Origin of the sequence: Desulfovibrio aminophilus DSM 12254, from assembly GCF_000422565.1 — a bacterium.
Classification (GTDB): Bacteria; Desulfobacterota; Desulfovibrionia; order Desulfovibrionales; family Desulfovibrionaceae; genus Aminidesulfovibrio; species Aminidesulfovibrio aminophilus.
This window is the reverse complement of sequence record NZ_AUMA01000010.1, coordinates 81,670-101,299: the sequence shown is the minus strand read 5'-3', so window position 1 is coordinate 101,299 and position 19,630 is coordinate 81,670. Positions and strand designations below refer to the sequence as shown.

The window sequence follows — 19,630 nt, the reverse complement described above, 5'->3', positions numbered from 1 at the left end:
GACTCCTTGTCGGGGGGGTGGGTTGGCGGCGTCCGGCCGAGGCTGGACCGGGGCCGCGAAAGTGCGTATACGGCTCACAAGCGGCCAGGAAACACCTTCAATAAAGGGTAGGCTCCGTTATGGATTTCGCAACCCTCCTCGGCCTCCTTTTCGGTCTCTCCCTGGTCATCGGCGCCATCTACATGGGTGGCGACATGATGATCTTCTTCGATCTTCCCAGCGCCATGATCGTGCTCGGCGGCTCGTTGGCCTCCATCTGCATCGCCTTTCCCTTCGAGGAGGTCATACAGGCCTTCTACGCGGGCTTCAAGATTTTCGCCACCAAACGCGTCCAGGCGCGCGACGTGGTCAACATCATGGTCAAGGTCGCCGAGATCAGCCGCCGCGAGGGACTGCTGGCCCTGGAGAACGTGCAGACCGAGAACATGGTGCTCAAGAAGTCCTGCCAGCTCATCGCGGACAACGCCGACCCCGACCTCATCCGCACCACTCTGGCCATCGAGATCGGCTCCATGAAACGCCGCCACAAGGTGGCCCAGGACGTGTTCACCCGCCTGGGGGGCTTGGCCCCGGCCTTCGGCATGATCGGAACCCTCATCGGTCTGATCCAGATGCTCACGCGTCTGGACGACCCCAAGTCCATCGGTCCGGCCATGGCCGTGGCCATCATCACGACATTCTACGGTTCGTTGCTCTCCACGATCCTTTTCCTGCCCATCTCCATCAAGCTCAAGGCCCGCACCCTGCAGGAACAGCTGCACCTGGAGATCATCTTCGAGGGGGCCAAGTCCATTCTGGAGAACAACAACCCTAGGCTGGTCTACGAGAAACTCTCCTCGTTCCTCGCTCCCAAGGAGCGTGAGTAGCCATGGCCGACGACGAACGGGCACTGCTCGCGGGCACGGACATCGAGCCCGAAGAGGAAAGCAGGGAATGGCTCACGACCTTCGCGGACGTGACCATGCTTCTGCTGACCTTCTTCGTGCTTCTGTTCTCCATGTCCACTCCGGACAAGGCCAAGATTTCCGATACGTTCTCCTCCGTGACCAAGGCCCTCAAGGGCAAGATGGAGAAGGTCTCCACCAGCCGGGTGACCCGCGACGAGGCCGGGGTGCTCATCGACCAGGCCCTCATGCGTCGCCAGATCATCGAGTCCCAGCGCAAGGTCTTCGCCGAGGTCAAGACGCTCCAAACCACCAAGGGCGTGGAGGGCCTCGTCAGCGCCAACTTCGAGAACGGGATCGTCACGTTGCGCCTGTCCGGCGACGTGCTGTTCGCTCCGGGCCAGGTTCAGCTGACGCCCCAGGGGCTGCGGGCGCTCACCGAACTCAAGGATTTCCTTTTCCGCCACCCGGACCAGACGGTGAACATCAAGGGCTACACCGACGACGTGAAGCCATCCGGGGTGCGCTATGCCGACAACTGGGAGGTTTCCTCCCTGCGCGCGGTGAACGTTCTGCGCGCGCTCATGCAGATGGGGGTGGAGCCCAAGCGCCTGACGGCCACGGGTTTGGCGGATCTTGATCCGCTCTATCCCAACAACACGGAAGAAAACCGGGCCCGCAACCGCCGGGTGGAGATCGTGCTTGAAAAACGCATGATCGGGGCACAATAGGCGAGTGTGACGGCGAGTTTCGGATCAGGGGGGATCGATGGATTTCGACGTGCGTTTGCCCAATGACGATGACCAGCTCCGCAAGGCGTTTCGGACCCGCGTGCCGGGGTTGTTGGTCCGCATCGCGGGGAGCGGCAAGGAATACCAGGTCAAGGATCTTTCGGCCAGCGGCTTCGCCATCCTGGAGGAAGCCAAGGTCTTCAAGGAGGGACAGCCCTTCGAGTTCGATCTTTTGCTGGCCCGCAAGCTCTTCCTCTCCCAGGTCAAGGGGCGGGTCATGCGCATCCTGGACAACGGCATCGTGGGCTGCAACTTCCAGGATCTGGACCGTCGCCAGGAGATGAAGCTGGACAAGCTCGTGCTCGAGGTCCAGAAGCGCCTCATCGAGCTGCGCAAGGCCAAGAAAGAGGAACTGTGAGGGCCGACGCCGTCCGTGGCTGAATCCAAGAGCCGCATCCTCATCGCCAACCGCGGTGAGATCGCCGTGCGCATCCTGCGGGCCTGCCGCTGGCTGGGGCACGAGTTCGTTTGCGTGGTCACGGAGGCCGACCGCGATTCCGGCCATGCCGCTTTGGCTCTGGCCGAGGGAGGGGAGCGGTCCCTCTACCGCATCAGCTCCTACCACGACGCCAACGAAATCCTGGCCGTTGCCGACGCCGCGGAGTGCGCGGCCGTTCACCCCGGCTACGGTTTCTTCGCCGAGGACTTTCGTTTCGCCCGCCGGGTGACCCTGCGCGACCGGCCCATGCGCTTCATCGGGCCATCCTGGTGGCTCATCCGCGACCTGGGCGACAAGATCAACACCAAGCGTCTGGCGCGCAGGCTCGGCGTGCCCACCATCCCGGGTTCCGACCGACCGGTCTACGACGAGATGGAGGCCGAGGAGATCGCGGCCGGGTTGTTCGCCTTCCAAGCCAAGCAGGGCGTGGCCAACGGCCAGATCCTGGTCAAGGCCTCGGCCGGCGGCGGAGGCATGGGCATCGAGGAAGTGGGCGATCCGGCGCAGTTCCGCCGGGCTTTTCGCCGCGTGAGGAGCTACGCCCTGCGGCATTTCCAGGACGAGGGCGTGCTCATCGAACAGCGCATCCAGGATTTCAACCACATCGAGGTCCAGATTCTGGGCGAACGGCAGGGCGGGGACATCGTTCACTTCGGCACCCGCAACTGCTCCATCCAGAGTCCGGGCCGCCAGAAGCGGGTGGAGGTGGCCCCGGGCTTCGCCCCTGGCGAGATCGACTACGCCTTCGACGCGGCCAGAGTGCTGGAAGAGGTGGTCGCGCATTCGCTGGCCATGGCCCGCGAGGTGGCTTACGACTCCGTGGGCACCTGGGAATGGATCGTCACGCCCCGGGGGGAGCCGTTTCTCATGGAGGTGAACACACGCATCCAGGTGGAGAACGGCGTGTCCACCGCCATCTCCCGGTTGCGGGGCGAGCCCGCGCCGGACCTCGTCGGGGAGCAGATCCGCTTGGCTCTGGGCGAGTCCCTGGGCTACGGCCAGGAGGACATCTCCTTCGAGGGCGTGGGCATCGAGTACCGCATCGTGGCCGAGAAGCCCGAGAACCGCTTCGCGCCGCAGTCCGGGCGCATCGAGCGCTTCGTCGTGCCCGAGCACCCCTGGCTGACCGTGCATACGCATCTTCCCCGTGATCGGGCCTACGAGGTGCCCACGGATTTCGACCCGAACTTGGCCCTGGGCATCGTCTGGGGCAGGAATCTGGCCGAGGCCCGGCAACGCGGCGAGCGTTTCCTGTCCGAGGTGACGCTCGAGGGCCTGACCACTGCCGGGGAGTCCTGGTGCGGCAATTTGAACTACCTGCGCCGCAAGACGGCGGACATCCTTAGGTTCTGACATGGATACGGAAAAGCGTGTCGCGGCGTTGCGGGACCGCCTGACGTATGTGCGGGACATCTTCGGGGACCGCGAGAACGATACCATCCGGATGCTCCGTTCCAAGCTGGCCGAGTTTCTGGAGGCCGAGCCGAATCTGCCGCGCGAGGAGCAGTGGGCCCGGCTGTCGCAACTGGAGGAGTTGTTCGACCTCTTGGAGCATCGCCTGGACGCCGAGTTGAGCCCCATGGACCGGGTGCGCATCGTGCGCCACCCCCAGCGCTTCTGTCTCAAGGACGTGCTGGAGAACGTCTACGACAACTATTCCGAGATCGGCGGCCAGGGAGAACACAGCATCGACCCGGCCATGCTCATCGCCCGAGCCACGTTTCTGCGCCGGGTGGGCCGCAAGGTCATCGACCAGCCGGTCATGGTCATCGGTCACGAGAAGGGCCACGGCGAGGAGTTCCGCAACGGCGGCTCAGCCAAACCCTGGGGCAACGCCAAGGCCCTGCAGGCCATGAGGGTCGCCGAGACCGAGAACATCCCGATCCACGCCTGGGTCTTCACGCCCGGTGCCTATCCGCTGGAGGACTACCCCGGCGCGGCCCAGCAGATCGCGCGCAACCTCTATGAGATGGCCGGGCTGCGCGTGCCGGTCGTGGCCGTGATCTCCGAGGGCGGCTCCGGCGGAGCCGAGGCCATCGCCCTGGCCGACAAACGGCTCATGCTCTCGCACGGCTACTATTCGGTCATCTCCCCCGAGGGCGCGGCGGCCATCGAAGGCGGCCTGCGACCGGGACAGCGGGCCGGCGCGGAACTCGTGGCCCAATGCGCCAGCCAGCTCAAGATCACGGCCCGCGACAACGCGTCGATGGGGTTCGTGGACCGGGTGATTCAGGAGCCGCCCCTGGGCGCGCGGCCCGACCATGCCGAGTTTTTTCGCCGTCTGCGGCGTGAGCTGATCCATGCCACAAACGAGGTGGTCTCCCAGGTCTCGGGCATGAAGTTCGTGCGCGCCCTGGCCCTTCGTCGCCGGGCCGACGAGGCCTCCGACGGACGGGAGGAAAGCGTCTACATGCGCTGGGATATGGGAAGCCGGGCCAAGGATCGTCTCGTATGGAGACGCGCGGTTCGCTTCCGCCAGATGAGCCGCTGGGCCTACCGCGATCCGCGCTCTTCGGTCCGCCGGGCCTACGCCGCTCTGCAGGATATAGTCTGGGCGGGTCTGACCCTGTTTCGCCACGACTTCTTGGGACGGCGCAAGCGCCGGGTCATGGAGGTCATGGAGGACATCGCCGCCGAAGCCCATGTGCTCAAGCGCCGTCTGCTCCGGCCCTTCCGGGGCTCCGGCGGGGACGGCGAGGAACTGACCGAGGCCGCGCCCGAAGTGCGGGAGATGCTCACCTGCCTGTCTCGGCCCGGGGAGGACGCCTGTCGCTCCGAAACGCTCTGGGACTGGGTCAGCCCACGCAGCCGGGAGGACCGGACCGTGACCTGTCCCAACGCGCGCACCCACGGCTGTCCGGACCTCTGGGCCCCGGACCTGTTCGACGAGTTCGCCGGGGTCTGCTCCACCTGCGGGCACCATTTCCCCATGGAGCACCAGTGGGTTCTGCACAACATCCTGGATTTCAAGAGCGCCTATGAGTTCAACGCCGAGCTGGAGGCCGCCAACCCCCTGGGCTACGAAGGGCTGGACCTCAAGCTGGCCCAGGCCCGCAAGGCCACGCGGTTGAAAAGTTCCTGCATCACCTTCGAGACGACTCTGGAGGGGCTGAACCTTGTGGTGGCGGCCCTGGTGGGTTCTTTCCGTGGCGGCAGCGTGGGCGCCGCCGAGGGCGAGAAGTTCATCCGCGCCGCCGAGCGCGCCCGACGGATGCACCTGCCGTTTCTGGCCTACGTCCACGGCACGGCGGGCATCCGCATCCAGGAAGGGGTGGCCGGGGTCATCCAGATGCCCCGCTGCACCATCGCCGTGCGCCGCTACATCGAGGCGGGGGGACTCTACCTCGTGCTCTACGACACCAATTCCTACGCCGGGCCGGTGGCCAGCTTTCTGGGGTGTTCGCCCTACCAGTTCTCGGTGCGCTCGGCCAACGTCGGTTTCGCCGGGCCCGGGGTCATCGCCGAGACCACCGGCATGCCCGTGCCGCCGCACTACCACAGTTGTTGGAAAGCGCTCTCGCGCGGACATATTCAGGGCATCTGGGATCGCCGGGATCTGCGCAAGAATCTCCACCGCGCGCTCTTGACCATGGGTGGGCGAAATCTCTATTATCGATAGTTGGCCGCCCGGCGGCGGACTTTCGCAAAGGACAGGACGACAGTGCTCGACATCAAACAGCTATTGGACGACATCAAGGCTTCCCCGTACGAGGTCATCGAGATCAAGTCGCCGCATACCGGCGTCGTGGAGTTCGCGGGCCTCAAGCCCGGCGACAAGGTGACCGGAGTGTCCGGGGCCTTCAAGGAGAAACCCGGCACCCTGTTGGCCCACCTGACCCGGGAGCGCAACCGCAAGCCGATCAACGCGCCCGAGCGCGGCGAGGTCATGGAGGTGCGCGCGGAGCTGGAAGGGAAGTTCGTGGAGGCCGGAACCACGCTCCTTGCCCTGCGCCACTACCTCTCCAAGAAAGAGGTCATCGAACTCATCCTGAAGAAGGCCCTGCACCTCTTCGTGGCCCCGGAACGGGCCAAGTACTATTTCATCCCCGAGGTGGACCAGAAGCTCAAGGTCTCGGGCAAGCGCTCGGTGAAGGTGCGCGAGGGCATGGACCTGCTCATCGTTTCGCGCATGAAGCGCGAAACCCCGCTGCCCTACAGCGGACCCGAGGGCCTCATCTACGCGGTGTATTTCCACCGGGGCGACAACGTGGACGCGGGCCAGCCGCTCATCGGCATTTGTCCCGAGGATCAGCTGACCTTGATCCAGGACATGGTCACCAAAGTGCAAAGCGATTGGGACGAACCGGAATAGGAATGGGCAGGTATCTGCAAGTGCGTGTTTCGGTCTCTACCGTGGACGAGGACGCCGTGACCCGGGCCTGGCCCACTTTGGCCAAGCTGGCCTGGGCCGACGGCCTGCCGCCCGAGGGGCGGAAGGGCGTGCTGGAGTTGACCGCAGCCCTGGCCGACCGCCTGGCGCTGGGCATGTTGCCCGCCGTGGCGGCCAAGGCCTTGGAAAAGGCCGCGCGCCGGGTCGAGGCGCTTCGTCTGGAGCTGGAAGATGCCCTGGCCGGGCGCAAGCCCGCCGAGGCCGACCAGAAGACCTACGCCTTGGAAGACGCTCTGGACGAGGCCGAGGATCTGGTTCGTAAACTGTGAAGGAGACGCTATGGCTGCCAGCATGAACAAAGTCATTCTCATCGGCCGTCTCGGCCAGGATCCCAAGTTGTCCTACACCCAGTCCGGGCAGGCCGTGGCCAATCTGCGCCTGGCCACGGACGAAGGCTACAAGGACAAGAGCGGCCAGTGGGTGGACAAGGCCGAGTGGCACAATGTTGTGGCGTGGGGCTCCCAGGCCGAGTACGTCTCCAACTATCTCGGCAAGGGCGCCCTGGCCCTGGTGGAGGGCCGCCTCCAGACACGCAAGTGGCAGGACAAGGACGGCCAGGACCGCTACACCACCGAGATCGTGGCCAACCGCATCCAGGGCCTGGAGCGGCGCGGCGGCGAGGACCGGCCCCAGGGCGCGCCCCAGGATCGAGCCCCGCAGGAACGTCGCGGCGGTGGCCAGCAGGGCCGCCCGGCCCAGCGGCAGCAGGCCTCGGAGCCCGAGGAGGATCTGGGCCCGGCCTTCCCTTCGGAGGCCAGCGGCATGGACGACGTGCCGTTCTAGATTGCAGGCCTCCAGGTGTACAGCATCCAAGCGAGGGCGCTCCGGCGCCCTCTTTTTTTGCCCTGTTTCCGGGCTATCCGCATGCCTTGACGCCGCCGAGGTCTCATGAAACATTCTATATGCACGGGAGAAATGTTTTTCGGCGATCGCGTGGAGCAGGAAGCGAGGTGCGCATGCGGGGGCTTGATCGGAAACGCGGCGGAGGCATGGCTTTTTTCCTTATGCTGGTGGTCTCCCTGGTGGGCTGCGCCAAGGTCGACTCCAAGCCTTTTCTGGACTTTCAGCAGGCGGTCTCCGCCGTGGGGACGGGCATGGAGGACGCCTCGTCAACGTTGATGGCGAAGCAGCGGGAAGAGATGATCGCGGCCTGCGCCGCCGCGCGGCCCGCCGATGTGAAACGTGAATTTTATCTTGTGTTCGGCCCGGAACCTTACGGCGCCAAGGTGGAGTCTCCCAACTATCACGCCGCCCTGGTGCGGATGCGGGCGGAGTTCGCGGAAGTGAACGACGCCTTGGAGCGCTATGCGGAGGCTCTGCTCCGCCTGTCGGAATTCGAAGGGATGAGCGATGCCGATCAGCAGACGGTGTCCACGGAACTCAACGGCACGTTGAACAAATTGTCGGGCCGGTTGTTCGACGCGCCGGGTGGCGGCAAGGTCGCCATCGTCTCCACGCTGGCCGTGCCCGCGTTCAACGCCTACCTCCAGAGTCGGCAGAGGGCCGACCTCAAGTCGGCCATCCGAGGCAACCAGGCCAATGTCGCCGTTTATGCGGACATGGCAGTCGGCATCATTCGCGTCCATCTGCTCCAGGACATCAAGACCCGCTACCGCGAGGAGTTCAGAAAGATTTTCTCGAGGTTCGCCCTGGCGGATTCCGAAGCGCGTCGACTGGAAGCGGAGCGCATCATTTCCCTGGACGAGAGCACACTTCAGGCGCTGGCCCTCCATGAGGCCCTGGAGCGGACCTTTCGCGCCTTGCCCGCAGCTCATGCTGACTTGGCCCTGGCGTTGGACGGCAGGGACGTGTCCCTGGTCGGTATCCTGGAATTCTGGAACCGGGTGTCCGCCTTGCGGAAACGTTATGAGGAACTGAAGGACGCGCACTAGCGGAATTGGGACGCCGAAGCAGGAGAGAGAGGACGGAGATGGGGATTCACGACGATTTTCTGAAGAAGTGCGAAGCGTTGATCCAGGAGTTGGACTCGGCCGCCGGGGAACTGGAGTCCCGGTATCTGGACTGCATCGCCCTGGGGCGTCAGCAGGAACCGGACTGTGTGCTCCTTTCGCGGCAGATAGACGGAGTGAAACGCTGCATCCGCAGATGGCAAACGATCCATGCCGTGGCGATGACCGCCGCCTTGCAAGGGCTCAAGGTCGATGTGGAGGCTGCGGCGGCGCGGGCCGAAGATGACCTGCGATCGCTCAAGGCGTCGCGGGAATGGGCTGGAAATGCCGTCAAATTCTTAGGAATGATTGACGAAATGATCGGCATGGCCGCCAAGATCGTGATCTGAGGAAACGGGGGGAACTGTGGGGCGCTTGGCGTCTTGTTTCATCTGTCGCGTTGGGCGAAGGCCTGGCGTTCACGTTCCAACTCGGTGAGCAGGGCGCGCAGGGGCCAAGACTCGGACGTGGGCGTGAGACAGGCCCAGAGCTGGGACGGCAGGCCGAGAGCCTTCCAGGCGGCCATGAAGGCATGCAGTTCCTTCTCCAGCAGACCGGAGAGGATCACGGCCCGGGGCAGGTTCGAGACCCGGCCTCGGCCGGTGCCGCCGGGCAGGGCCAAAAGCTCTGCCAGGGCGATCCCGGCCGTTTCTTCGTTGGCGAATATCGCGGGCGTGTCGCGGAATCCCTGGTTCTCCATCATGGCCAGCAGGATTTCCTGCTCGGCGGGCGCGTAGCCGCAGGCCAACACCCCGCGAGGCCCGTGCATGTGGCGCGTGGTTTCCTTTACTGCTCGGAATCCGTCGGACATACCGGCCTCTTGATCTCCCAGAAACGATTGTAGATCAGGCTCAGGAGCACGGCGAACACTGCCGCGGTCACGCCCAGGGCCGCATTGAGATAGGGCGGCGCGGTCAGGGCCAGGCGGATGAGCAGGGTGGCCACGGCGAAGCCGGAGTTGCGGAACACGGCCCGGAAGTGCGGCAGGTAGCGCTGGGCGATGAGCACGATGAGGATGTCGCTGAAGATGAGCACCGTGTAGAAGGCCGAGAAGAAGTCGAACTGGTGTTCGCCGCTCAGGCCCAGACGGAGATTCTCGGCCCCCATGACCAGGAAGCAGCCCAGGAGGACCAGGGCGATGAGCTTCTTGGCCGTGGCGAAGGCGTAGCGCGAAGCCCCGTCCATGATCGCCGGGCGGGCGCTCTGCTGAATGTGGTGGTAGTAGCCGAGGATGGCGAAAATGACCAGGGCGCCCGCGCCGTCGGCCAGAAGCCGCAGCACGGGTTCGCTGAGCTCGGTGATGATGACGGGTTCCTGGAACTGGGCCAGGTGCTTGAAGGCGCTGCGCAGAAGGATCAGGGCCAGAATCTCGATCTGCTTGCCCACGGCCTTGGACACCGAGCAGGGCAGGGTGAAGATGAGGCTGACCACCTCCATGACCAGGACGAGGGTGAAGGCCACGTTCACCGCCAGGAAGTGGCTTGTTCCCAGGGCGCGGCTCGGTCCCGGCGGGAGCAGGCCGCGACGGGACAGCTCCACTCCGACCAGGGTCAGGAGAAAGACGGCCACCAGGAAGAGGGCTGCGGCGCGTTGAGTGGCCTTGGCCTCCCAGAACTGGTGCAAGGCGTCGAAGAGGTCGCGCAGGGCCTCCACGGAACGGACGAGCGGATTCTGCATGGCCGGAGGATAGCCGGGATCGACTGGAAAGAAAACAGCGCGGCGGGAACGCCGCCTAAATTTCGAAGAGCATCTCCAGGTCGTCGCGCGTCAGGGTCTTGAAGGCCGATTGGCCGGGAATGATGGCCTCGGCCACGTCCTTCTTCTGCTCCTGGAGCTTGAGGATCTTCTCTTCCACCGTGTTCTGGCAGATCATCTTGTAGGCGAAGACCTGGCGCTTCTGGCCGATGCGGTGGGTGCGGTCCGTGGCCTGGTTCTCCACGGCCGGGTTCCACCATGGATCGTAGTGGATCACGTAATCCGCGGCCGTGAGGTTGAGGCCCGTGCCGCCCGCTTTGAGCGAGATGAGGAAGATCGGGATGCTCGGATCCTCGTTGAAGCGGTCCACCTGCTCGAAACGGTCCTTGCTGGAGCCGTCCAGGTAGGCGAAGGGCAGTTCCTTGATCTGGAGCCAGGAGCGGATGATGTGCAGCATCTGTACGAACTGCGAGAAGACCAGAACCTTGTGCCCGCCTTCCACGATGTCCGTGACGAGGTCCTTGAAGGCGTCGAACTTGCCCGAGGGCAGGTTGGTGTCCAGGCCGGGCATGTCCAGCTTGAGCAGGCGCGGGTGACAGCATATCTGTCTGAGCTTGAGCAGGGCGTCGAGGATGGACATCTGGCTCTTGGCCATGCCCTTCTCCTCCACGTCCCGCATGACCTGGTCGCGCAGGCGCTTGGCCAGGGCGTTGTACAGGTCGCGCTGCTCGTCCACCAGGTCGCAGTAGTGCGTGGTCTCGATCTTGGGCGGCAGATCCTTGGCGACCTCGGCCTTGGTCCGGCGCAGGATGAACGGCTTGACCCGGGTCTTGAGGTACTCCAAGGTCTCCTCGTCGCCGTCCTTGATGGGCTTGACGATGCCGCGCTGGAAGGAGTGCTGCGAGCCCAGGAAGCCGGGCATGAGGAACTCGAACAGGCTCCAGAGTTCGAAAAGATTGTTCTCGATGGGGGTGCCCGAGAGGCAGAGGCGCATCTCCGCCTCCAGGCGGCGTACCGAACGGGCCGTGATCGTGTTCGGATTCTTGATGTTCTGGGCCTCGTCCAGGATGACCGTGGAGTAGCGGTACTTGAGCAGTTCGTCCAGATCGCGGCGCAACAGGGCGTAGGTGGTGATGATCAGGTCGGACTCGCCGATCTGCAGGAAGAGGTCGTCGCGCTTGGCCCCGTAGATGGTCAGTCGGCGCAATTTCGGCACGAACTTGGCCGCCTCGCGCTCCCAGTTGGGCAGCACCGAGGTGGGCACGATGATCAGGTTGGGGCCCTTGATGCCCTTCTCCACGAGCATCTGCACGAAGGACAGGGTCTGGATGGTTTTGCCCAGGCCCATCTCGTCGGCCAGGATGCCGCCGAACCCGTATTCATGCAGGAAATTCAGGTAACTCAGGCCGTGGATTTGGTAGGGCCGCAAGGTGGCGGTCAGGCCCTTGGGCGGTTCGATGAAGCGAATCTGCTGGAAGTTGTTGATCTTCTCCCGCAGCTTGACGAAGTAGCCGTCGGTCTTGGTCTCGGGCAGGTCTTCGAGAATTTTTTCCAGCACGGGGACTTCGAACTGCTGGAACTGCTTCTGGGGCGGCTTCTCGGGATCGAAGCCCAGAGCCCGGAGCTTGTGCCCGAGCTTGCGCAGCCACGCCTCGGGCAGGCTCGTGTAGGAACCGTCCTTGAGCTGCACGTAGCGCTTGCCCTGGGTCCAGGCCTTCCAGATGAGGTCGATGGGCACCTTCTGGTCATCATACTGCACGGCCAAGTCCAGGTTGAACCACTTGTTCTCCTCGTCGCTCTCCAACTCGGCCACGATTTCGGGCTTGGCCAGCCGGACCTTGTAGCGCGTGAGGTTCTTCTCGCCGTAGACCCGGTAGGCCTCCACCAGGCGGGGATAGTGGTCCAGAAGGAAGGTGATGGCCTCTTCCTGCTCCATGAACCAAACCGCGTTGCTGCGGGGCTGGAAACCCACGCCCTGCAGTTCGCTGAAGAGCAGGGCTTCTTCGTCCTGGCTGCGGCGCAGGAGATAGGAACGGCCCTCGAAACGGTAGCTGCCGGTCTGGAGGTCCGGGTTGGGGCCGGGCAACGTGACCTCGCCCACCTCGGTGTCGTAGACGTTCTGGATGGTCAGGGTCAGCAGGCTGCCCTCCTCGTCCAGGTAGAGCTTGGGATTGAAGGTGGCCGGGGCGAAGATGGGCCCCATGCGCTCGAGGAAGTCCTCCTGTCCATGGAGGTCCGAGGCCGGAATGGCGGTCCAGACGCGGTCCAGGAACTCGGAAATGTCGGCGTGGGGGATGATGGGCTTCTGCTCCACCATCTGCTGCACGAGTTCCGGGTCCAGGCCGGTCTGCACCGGGAAGAAACCGCCATGATAATAGACCCAGAGAGGCAGGCGGCCGTAGAAATAGACCTCGGTTTCGCCGTTGATGGAGAAGGGCGGCTTGCCCTCGCGGGAGAGCAGGATGTCGAAGTGCAGGCCGTCCTCGGACAGGGCCGGGGACAGCTTGAGCTGCATGGTCTTGTTCTCGATGCGCAGCGGCTGATCGGTCTCGCGCAGGAAGAGATAGTACTCGTTCTTGATCGCCCGGAAGAACCAGGAATGCAGGCCGGCCGGCAACTCCACCTTGTGGCCGCGATAGTCCAGGTAGTGGCCGATCATTTCGGCCACGCGCGGCAGGTGGGGCGAGACCTCGCACCAGTCCGGGTTCTGGACCACCTGGTCCACGGTCACGGGGGTCTGCACGTTGGAGATGCCGCCCTTGTTCTGGCGGCCCCGGAACAGGGCCACCTGCAGGCGGCCGGGCTCGGGATAGAAGCGGAAGATGAAGTAGTGCTTGCCCGGTTCGGGCTCCAGCTCGGTGGAGAAGAAGGAGCGGAAGGTCTGGCGCCAGTCCGTGCGCGGCCTGGGGGCCTCCTCTTCGGAGTCCGTGTCCAGGGATTTGAGGAGCTTCAGCGCCGTGGCGCTGATGTGACGGCAGACGCCGGAGAAGGAATCCGGGCAGTTGCAGAAGTAGTTCAGCGTGTGCTCTTCAAGGTTCAGGCCCAGTTCGGCGGCATAGACCTGGAAGTCGTCTCCCTGGATCTGCCCGTCCACGTCCCAGTACTGGGCGCGCTTCTTGAGGTCGATCTTCTGCACTCCGCCGGAGTCCAGTATCGTGTGCGCGCCGTCCAGAATGTACTCCGGGACCGTGTCGCGGACGAATTTCTGGAGGATCTTTTTGACGACAGCTTCTTCGCTGTGGGCCATGAACCTCGGAACTCCTTGGTCGGGACGCATTTCTTCGCGCTGCGGCCGAGCACTGAAATCTAACCCGAAATCCCCGCACAGATCAAGGGGAGGCTTGGCTTTTACGCATCCCTGGGTCATACTGGACCCGCGCGGCAAAGCCTGAGCATATGAACGTTTTCCCCGCGCTTGGCAAGGGGTCTCTCTTGATAAAAGTCGCATTCCTGCTTGTTGCGCTGCTCGCCCTGCTGCCGGGGTGCGACCGCCCCTCTCCCGGCCGGGAGAGCGCCGAGCCTGCGCCGCCGTCCCGGGATTACGGCCCGCCGGTGGACGGAGGTCGTCTGCTCCAGGCGACCCTGGCCGAGCCCATGAACCTCATCCCCGCGCTGTCCACGGACTCGGCCTCCCACGCCGTGGCCGAGCATCTCTACGTGGCGCCGCTCAAATACGACAAGGACATCAAGCTCGTGCCCTGGGCCGCCGAGTCCTACGAGGTGCTCGAGGACGGCCGCCTGCTGCGCTTCCGCCTGCGGCCGGGCATCCGCTGGTGGGACGGGGTGGAACTCACGGCCAAGGACGTGGAATTCACCTACAAGCTCATGATCGACCCCAAGACGCCCACGGCCTACGCCGAGGACTACCTGGCCGTGAAGTCGTTCACCGTCACGGGGCGTTACTCCTTCGAGGTCCGCTACGACAAGCCCTTCGCCAGGGCCCTGGTGACCTGGGCCTTGTCCATCCTTCCGGAGCACGCCCTTGCCGGGCAGGATCTCATGAACACCAAGTATTCCCGCGAACCCTTGGGGTGCGGGGCCTATAAAATCAAGGAATGGCTGCCCGGCAGCCGTTTGGTGCTCACGGCCAACGCGGAGTACTTCGAGGGACGGCCGCATCTCGACGAACTGGTCCTGCGGGTCATCCCGGATCAGGCCACGCAGTTTCTGGAGCTGAAGGCCGGGAATCTGGACGAGATGGGGCTCTCGCCCTATCAGTATCTTTTCGAGACCAACGGGCCGGAGTGGAAGGAGAGATTCCGCAAGTATGAATACCTCTCCTTCGGCTACACCTACCTCGGCTACAACCTGGACAGCCCGTTGTTCTCTGACGTCCGCGTGCGTCGGGCCCTGGACTTCGCCATCGACAAGGAAGAGATCGTCAAGGGTGTGCTGGCGGGCCTGGGTGTTCCGGCGGTGGGTCCGTACAAGCCCGGCACCTGGGTCTACAACGAGTCCCTCAAACCACGGGCGCACGACCCGGGCCGGGCCAGGGCCTTGCTGGCCGAGGCCGGCTGGCGCGACACCGACGGCGATGGTCTCCTGGACAAGGGCGGCCGGCCCTTCGCCTTCACCATCCTGACCAATCAGGGCAATACCCAGCGCATCCAGGCCGCGACCATCATTCAGCGCCGCCTGCGCGACGTGGGGGTCGAGGCCCGCATCCGTACCGTGGAGTGGGCCGCCTTCATCAAGGAGTTCGTGAACAAGGGACGTTTCGACGCGCTGGTCCTGGGCTGGAACATCACGCAAGATCCTGATATTTACGATGTCTGGCACTCCTCCAAAGCCGAACCAGGTGGATTGAATTTCGTGCATTACCGGAACCCTGAGCTGGACGAACTGCTCGAGGAGGGGCGGCGGACGCTGGACCAGAATCGCCGCAAGCGGATCTACGGCCGCGTCCAGGAGATTCTGCACGAGGACCAGCCGTATTGCTTCCTGTATGTGCCCATGTCCCTGCCCATTCTCCAGGCCCGGATCCAGGGGGTCGCCCCGGCTCCGGCGGGCATCGACTACAACTTCTACCAGTGGTGGATACCACGCGAACTCCAGCGCCCGGTCCTGGAGCGGTGAGGCCATGATCCGCATCAACGAAATCACGGACAAGGTGTCCGCCTACATCGACAAGCCGGACCTGACCCTGATCCAGAAGGCGTACGTCTATGCGGCCCAGGCCCACGAGGGCCAGACCCGCCTTTCCGGCGAGCCCTACCTGGCCCATCCCCTGGCCGTGGCCAACGTCCTGGCCGACATGAACATGGACGAGCCCACGGTGGCAGCCGGACTTCTCCATGACACGGTGGAGGACACCAGCGTCACCCTGGACGAGATCGAGGAGCTTTTCGGCGAGGAAGTGGCCGACATCGTCGACGGCGTGACCAAGATCAGCCAGATGCAGTTCGAGTCCAAGGCCGTGGCCCAGGCCGAGAACATCCGCAAGATGATCTTGGCCATGGCCGAGGACATCCGGGTGGTCATGGTCAAGCTGGCCGACCGCCTGCACAACATGCGCACCCTGGGCTTCCACCAGGACACGGTGAAGCAGCGGCTCATCGCCCAGGAGACCCTGGACATCTATGCGCCCCTGGCCAACCGCCTGGGCCTGCACCGGACCAAGATCGAGCTGGAGGATCTCTGCCTCAAGTACCTCAAGCCCGACGTCTTCGAGCAGATCAACGAGGGGGTGCGCCAGCACCACACGCTGGGCCAGGACTACATCGACAAGGTCATCGGGCTCATCCGGAACATGCTCAAGGAGAACGGGATCAAGGCCCGGGTGGTGGGGCGGACCAAGCACGCCTACAGCACCTACCAGAAGATGCTCCAGCAGAACCTGAGTCTGGATCAGGTCTACGATCTCATCGCCTTCCGGGTCATCGTGGACTCGCTCAAGGACTGCTATGCCGTGCTCGGCCTGGTGCACTCCATCTGGAAGCCCGTGACCGGGCGCTTCAAGGACTACATCTCGATCCCCAAGGCCAACATGTATCAGAGCCTGCATACCACGGTGATCGGGCCCGACGGGGAGCGCATCGAGATCCAGATCCGCACGGAGGAGATGCATCGGGTGGCCGAATACGGCGTGGCCGCCCACTGGCAGTACAAGGAAAAGCACCGCAAAGGCGGCGGGGCGGGCAGCTCGCGCGACGCCGAGCGTTTCACCTGGCTGCGCCAGATCCTGGACTGGCAGCGGGAGCTTTCCGACCCCCGTGAATTCATGGCCTCCCTGCGTTTCGATCTGTTCCAGGACGAGGTCTATATCTTCACCCCCCGGGGAGACATCAAGGAACTGCCCGAGGGCGCCACCCCCGTGGATTTCGCCTACTCCATCCACTCCCAGGTTGGCGACCGTTGCGCCGGGGCCAAGGTCAACGGCAGGCTCGTGCCCCTGTCCACGCCGCTCAAGAATGGCGACCGCGTGGAGATCATCACCGACCCCCACCGCACGCCCAGCCGCGACTGGCTCAAGTTCGTCAAGACCGCCCGGGCCCGTACGCGGGTCAAGCAGTACATCCGTACCGAGGAGCGGGCCCGCAGCATCGACTTGGCCAAGGAACTCCTGGAGAAGGAGGGTCGCAAGGTCGGCATCAACATGGCCAAGGCCATGAAGGAAGGCCTTCTGCTCAAGTTGGCGGAGGAGTTCTCCTGCGGCTCGGTGGACGAACTGCTCTCCCAGGTGGGCTATTCGCGGATCACGCCCAACAAGGTCGTCAAGCGACTGGTGGCCTCGCTCCAGCCCGAGAAGGCGGATGAGCCCCGGCCCCAGGAGCGTCCCACCGGACCCGCGGTCGAGGAGGCCAAGGCCAAGGGCAAGAGCGAGGGGCTCAAGATCAGCGGCGTGGACAATGTGCTCGTGCGTTTCGCCAGCTGCTGCAACCCGTTGCCCGGCGAGCCCATCGTGGGCTACATCACCCGCGGCCGGGGCGTGACCATCCACACCACCACCTGTCCGAACGTCAAGGGCTTCGAGTCCGAGCGCCTGCTTTCAGTCTCCTGGGACGGCAAGCAGGAGGACACGCCCTATCCGGCCCGGGTGCGCATCAAGTGCACCAACCGCAAGGGAGTGCTCGGCCAGGTGGCCGTGATGCTCGCCGAGGACAACATCAACATCGATTCCGGCACGTTCGAGTCCAGCGTGGACGGCACGTCGGTGCTGGAATTCACCGTGGAGGTCACGAGTCTGGACCAGCTCTACCACGCCCTGGCGCGTCTCAAGAACCTGGACGTGGTCAACGAGGCGGTGCGGGTTTCGTAGTCTGAAAAAACAAGGAGCATGCGATGGCCAAGGACAAAGGGCTGGAAAAATTGAGCCGCGAGGAACTGTTGGAGAACCTGGAAGGCGGTTTGTTCGATCTGCTGACTTCCGAGGAGGAATACGCGGATCTGGCCGAGATGACGATGGCCCTGGGCATCCGCCATTTCCTCAATGCCCGTTTCGGGGAGACGCCCCGCGAGGAGCTGACGCCGCTCTTCGACGACGCCGAGCAGTTGCTGGCCGAACTGGTGGCCCATGCTGGAGAGATGGGATTGGTGGATTTGGACGCCGAGGACGAGGGAGAATAGACTTTTCCGCCCGACAGGGGCCAAGGCCCGTCCGGTGCGCTGGGCGGGCCTTTTTTCATGTCCGGCACGGTCAGTCCGCAGTGCGGGGGACGTCCAGGAAACGCACCGCTTGGCGTGTGAATCCCAGGAGAACCGGCATTCCAGGCAGAAAAACCCGCTCGCAGTCCGGTAGGCGGGTGAACAGCCGCAGTTCCCCGGCCCGACAGAGGGCCAGCAAGCCGTCCCGGTCGCGGGACAGCTCCTCCACCATGGCCGGGAGCAGGGAGTCGAACCGTCCGGCCCCGGCGTCGTCCGGGGGGAGCAGGGTGATGTCCCCGGGTTCCACGGCCGCCGGGGCGTCCATGGCGGGCGCCGCCGGGGCGCGCAGGCGGGCGTCCGGCCCCAGGTCCAGACGCGATCCCTCCGGCTCCGCCAGCCACGGGCCGCGCAGGATGTTCATCCGACCATAGCCCGTCACTCGGCCGTGGTGCAGGTGGAGCACGCTGTCGGCCATCTCGGCGAGCCATGCCATGTCGTGGCTCACCAGCACCAGGGTCGTGCCCCACTCCTCGCGGGCGCGCAGCGCGGCTTGGTTGATGCGGGTCACGCTCTCGGCGTCCAGATTGGCCGTGGGCTCGTCCAGAAGCAGGGCCCTGGGGCGGAGGATGAGGCGGGCGGCCAGGGCCACCCGCTGGGCCTCGCCGCCGGAAAGTTCGCGCCAGGAGCGGCGGGCGAAACCGGGAGCCAGCCCCACCCATTCCAGGGCCTCGGCCACGCGGCGTTCCAGGTCGCCGGACTCCCGGCGGGCCCGCAGGCCGTAGGCCACGTTTTCCAGAACCGAACGTCGCAGGAGATAGGGTTCCTGATCCAAAAGGGTGACGCGGCGGCGCAGTTCCCGCTCCCGCCCGGCGCTGTCCGCTCCGTCCACCAGCAGGCGGCCGCTTGCGGGACGTTCCAGCAGGGCCAGCAGCCGCAGCAGGGTGCTCTTGCCAGAGCCGTTGTGCCCGGCGAGACCGAACACGGAGTGCTCCGGGATGTCCAGGGCCTCCACGCGCAGAACCTCGGTCCCGGCATAGCGCACCACGACGTTTTCCAGGCGGAACAGCGTGTTCACGCCATCCTCCGGCGGAGGAGGACCAGCAGCAGGTTCACCACCAGGGCGATGGCCAGGAGCACGATGCCCAGGGCGATGCCCTCGGCGAACTGGCCCTTGCCGGTCTCCAGGGCGATGGCCGTGGTGATGGTCCGCGTGTGCCATTTGATGTTGCCGCCGACCATCATGGCGATGCCCACCTCCGAGGCCACCCGCCCGAAGGCCATGGCCAGGGCCAGGATGACGGCGAAGCGGGCCTCGCGCAGGGTGGTCAGGGCCAGCCGCAGGGGGCCCGCTCCCAGGGTCAGGGCCGTGAGGCGCAGACGTCGATCCAGCCCTTCGACGCCGGCCGCCGTGTGGGCGATGACGATGGGCAGGGCCAGCAGGGCCAGGCCGGCGGCCATGCCCGGCACGGTGAAGAGCATCTGCCATTCGCCCAATGGGCCGCGTCGGGTGAGGAAGGCGTAGACGATGAGGCCGATGACCACGGTGGGAAAGGAGAGAGCCGTGTCCACGGCCAGACGCAGGGCGCGGCGGCCCCGGAATTCGAAATGGCCCAGGCAGAACCCGGCCGGAGCGCCCAGGGCCAGGGCCGCGATCATGGCCAGGACCGAGCTCTGCAGAGTGGCCGTTACGGCCGAGAAGGTGACCTCGTCGCCGGAAAGGAGGAGGTCCAGGGCCCGGACAAGGCCCTCCAGAATGAAATCCATTCGTTCTTGTTTCCGAAAGGGTTCCGTTATGTCAATATGGGCAGAATCAACTTGCCATTTTTCATATGCTTGCCTAAACAGATATATGTCACGAATGCAACAAGAAACGTGTTGGCCAGTCCGCAACCTGAAGG

At 64.7% G+C, this 19,630-nt stretch carries 18 protein-coding genes; 13 read left to right on the top strand and 5 right to left on the bottom strand.

Translation table 11 applies throughout. The features are described 5' to 3' along the window. Window positions 1-119 precede the first annotated feature (119 nt). The 10 genes from H587_RS0108265 to H587_RS0108220 all read left to right on the top strand — a co-directional run bounded on the left by H587_RS0108265 (window position 120) and on the right by H587_RS0108220 (window position 8,803). A complete protein-coding gene (locus tag H587_RS0108265) occupies window positions 120-866 on the top strand; it encodes a motility protein A (protein ID WP_027175873.1) in 747 nt (248 codons plus the stop codon). 2 nt (window positions 867-868) lie between these two features. After that, window positions 869-1,615: an OmpA/MotB family protein gene (locus H587_RS0108260; RefSeq protein ID WP_027175872.1), complete on the top strand. Its 747-nt coding sequence runs from the start codon at window positions 869-871 to the stop codon at window positions 1,613-1,615. 37 nt (window positions 1,616-1,652) lie between these two features. After that, window positions 1,653-2,033, top strand: a complete 381-nt coding sequence (locus tag H587_RS0108255; protein ID WP_027175871.1) for a PilZ domain-containing protein — start codon at window positions 1,653-1,655, stop codon at window positions 2,031-2,033. Between the two features lie 15 nt (window positions 2,034-2,048). After that, complete coding sequence (locus H587_RS0108250; RefSeq protein ID WP_027175870.1) at window positions 2,049-3,467, top strand: ATP-binding protein; 1,419 nt, start codon at window positions 2,049-2,051, stop codon at window positions 3,465-3,467. 1 nt (window position 3,468) lies between these two features. Next, window positions 3,469-5,733: an acetyl-CoA carboxylase gene (locus tag H587_RS0108245; RefSeq protein ID WP_027175869.1), complete on the top strand. Its 2,265-nt coding sequence runs from the start codon at window positions 3,469-3,471 to the stop codon at window positions 5,731-5,733. A 42-nt stretch (window positions 5,734-5,775) separates the two neighbouring features. Continuing rightward, window positions 5,776-6,426: a biotin/lipoyl-containing protein gene (locus H587_RS0108240; protein WP_027175868.1), complete on the top strand. Its 651-nt coding sequence runs from the start codon at window positions 5,776-5,778 to the stop codon at window positions 6,424-6,426. Between the two features lie 2 nt (window positions 6,427-6,428). Then, on the top strand, window positions 6,429-6,773 hold the full coding sequence (locus H587_RS0108235) for a hypothetical protein (RefSeq protein ID WP_027175867.1): 345 nt from the start codon (window positions 6,429-6,431) through the stop codon (window positions 6,771-6,773). A 10-nt stretch (window positions 6,774-6,783) separates the two neighbouring features. Continuing rightward, window positions 6,784-7,287: a single-stranded DNA-binding protein gene (locus tag H587_RS0108230; protein WP_027175866.1), complete on the top strand. Its 504-nt coding sequence runs from the start codon at window positions 6,784-6,786 to the stop codon at window positions 7,285-7,287. Window positions 7,288-7,493: 206 nt separating this feature from the next. Further along, on the top strand, window positions 7,494-8,396 hold the full coding sequence (locus H587_RS0108225) for a hypothetical protein (RefSeq protein WP_156904486.1): 903 nt from the start codon (window positions 7,494-7,496) through the stop codon (window positions 8,394-8,396). A gap of 38 nt (window positions 8,397-8,434) precedes the next feature. Continuing rightward, on the top strand, window positions 8,435-8,803 hold the full coding sequence (locus H587_RS0108220; protein WP_027175864.1) for a hypothetical protein: 369 nt from the start codon (window positions 8,435-8,437) through the stop codon (window positions 8,801-8,803). A gap of 38 nt (window positions 8,804-8,841) precedes the next feature. On the opposite strand, the gene H587_RS0108215 is transcribed toward H587_RS0108220, so the two are convergent. From H587_RS0108215 to H587_RS0108205, 3 genes are read right to left on the bottom strand one after another with little or no spacing between them, the layout of a single operon-like run. Continuing rightward, window positions 8,842-9,222 carry a DUF3783 domain-containing protein gene (locus H587_RS0108215; RefSeq protein WP_169432762.1) on the bottom strand — a complete coding sequence of 127 codons (381 nt, stop codon included), beginning with the start codon at window positions 9,220-9,222 and terminating at the stop codon, window positions 8,842-8,844. A gap of 17 nt (window positions 9,223-9,239) precedes the next feature. Continuing rightward, window positions 9,240-10,130, bottom strand: coding sequence for a hypothetical protein (locus tag H587_RS17815; RefSeq protein WP_051202549.1), 891 nt, complete (start codon window positions 10,128-10,130; stop codon window positions 9,240-9,242). Window positions 10,131-10,185: 55 nt separating this feature from the next. Continuing rightward, the gene (locus tag H587_RS0108205; RefSeq protein WP_027175862.1) at window positions 10,186-13,395 is read right to left on the bottom strand and encodes a DEAD/DEAH box helicase; all 3,210 of its coding nucleotides are present in this window, start codon (window positions 13,393-13,395) and stop codon (window positions 10,186-10,188) included. A 149-nt stretch (window positions 13,396-13,544) separates the two neighbouring features. Here H587_RS0108205 and H587_RS0108200 point away from each other — a divergent pair, with 149 nt between their 5' ends. The 3 genes from H587_RS0108200 to H587_RS0108190 are packed head-to-tail and all read left to right on the top strand — an operon-like array spanning window position 13,545 to window position 17,714. Then, a complete protein-coding gene (locus tag H587_RS0108200) occupies window positions 13,545-15,224 on the top strand; it encodes a peptide-binding protein (protein WP_051202546.1) in 1,680 nt (559 codons plus the stop codon). A 4-nt stretch (window positions 15,225-15,228) separates the two neighbouring features. Then, window positions 15,229-17,406, top strand: a complete 2,178-nt coding sequence (locus H587_RS0108195; protein ID WP_027175860.1) for a RelA/SpoT family protein — start codon at window positions 15,229-15,231, stop codon at window positions 17,404-17,406. 23 nt (window positions 17,407-17,429) lie between these two features. Further along, on the top strand, window positions 17,430-17,714 hold the full coding sequence (locus H587_RS0108190; RefSeq protein WP_027175859.1) for a hypothetical protein: 285 nt from the start codon (window positions 17,430-17,432) through the stop codon (window positions 17,712-17,714). A gap of 70 nt (window positions 17,715-17,784) precedes the next feature. Here the strand turns inward: H587_RS0108190 and H587_RS21320 are convergent, their stop codons facing one another. Both H587_RS21320 and H587_RS0108180 read right to left on the bottom strand, forming a co-directional pair. Further along, window positions 17,785-18,807: an energy-coupling factor ABC transporter ATP-binding protein gene (locus H587_RS21320; protein WP_211219496.1), complete on the bottom strand. Its 1,023-nt coding sequence runs from the start codon at window positions 18,805-18,807 to the stop codon at window positions 17,785-17,787. Beyond that, window positions 18,804-19,496, bottom strand: coding sequence for an ABC transporter permease (locus tag H587_RS0108180; protein WP_027175858.1), 693 nt, complete (start codon window positions 19,494-19,496; stop codon window positions 18,804-18,806). The genes H587_RS21320 and H587_RS0108180 overlap by 4 nt, the downstream gene beginning before the upstream one ends. Window positions 19,497-19,630 lie beyond the last annotated feature (134 nt).

What these genes read in the sequence shown, in the direction of transcription:
- H587_RS0108265 (WP_027175873.1), top strand. Translation starts at nt 120, where the DNA reads ATGGATTTCGCAACCCTCCTCGGCCTCCTTTTCGGTCTCTCCCTGGTC.
- H587_RS0108260 (WP_027175872.1), top strand. Translation starts at nt 869, where the DNA reads ATGGCCGACGACGAACGGGCACTGCTCGCGGGCACGGACATCGAGCCC.
- H587_RS0108255 (WP_027175871.1), top strand. Translation starts at nt 1,653, where the DNA reads ATGGATTTCGACGTGCGTTTGCCCAATGACGATGACCAGCTCCGCAAG.
- H587_RS0108245 (WP_027175869.1), top strand. Translation starts at nt 3,469, where the DNA reads ATGGATACGGAAAAGCGTGTCGCGGCGTTGCGGGACCGCCTGACGTAT.
- H587_RS0108235 (WP_027175867.1), top strand. Translation starts at nt 6,429, where the DNA reads ATGGGCAGGTATCTGCAAGTGCGTGTTTCGGTCTCTACCGTGGACGAG.
- H587_RS0108230 (WP_027175866.1), top strand. Translation starts at nt 6,784, where the DNA reads ATGGCTGCCAGCATGAACAAAGTCATTCTCATCGGCCGTCTCGGCCAG.
- H587_RS0108225 (WP_156904486.1), top strand. Translation starts at nt 7,494, where the DNA reads ATGGCTTTTTTCCTTATGCTGGTGGTCTCCCTGGTGGGCTGCGCCAAG.
- H587_RS0108220 (WP_027175864.1), top strand. Translation starts at nt 8,435, where the DNA reads ATGGGGATTCACGACGATTTTCTGAAGAAGTGCGAAGCGTTGATCCAG.
- H587_RS0108215 (WP_169432762.1), bottom strand. Translation starts at nt 9,222, where the DNA reads ATGCACGGGCCTCGCGGGGTGTTGGCCTGCGGCTACGCGCCCGCCGAG.
- H587_RS17815 (WP_051202549.1), bottom strand. Translation starts at nt 10,130, where the DNA reads ATGCAGAATCCGCTCGTCCGTTCCGTGGAGGCCCTGCGCGACCTCTTC.
- H587_RS0108205 (WP_027175862.1), bottom strand. Translation starts at nt 13,395, where the DNA reads ATGGCCCACAGCGAAGAAGCTGTCGTCAAAAAGATCCTCCAGAAATTC.
- H587_RS0108200 (WP_051202546.1), top strand. Translation starts at nt 13,545, where the DNA reads ATGAACGTTTTCCCCGCGCTTGGCAAGGGGTCTCTCTTGATAAAAGTC.
- H587_RS0108195 (WP_027175860.1), top strand. Translation starts at nt 15,229, where the DNA reads ATGATCCGCATCAACGAAATCACGGACAAGGTGTCCGCCTACATCGAC.
- H587_RS0108190 (WP_027175859.1), top strand. Translation starts at nt 17,430, where the DNA reads ATGGCCAAGGACAAAGGGCTGGAAAAATTGAGCCGCGAGGAACTGTTG.
- H587_RS0108180 (WP_027175858.1), bottom strand. Translation starts at nt 19,496, where the DNA reads ATGGATTTCATTCTGGAGGGCCTTGTCCGGGCCCTGGACCTCCTCCTT.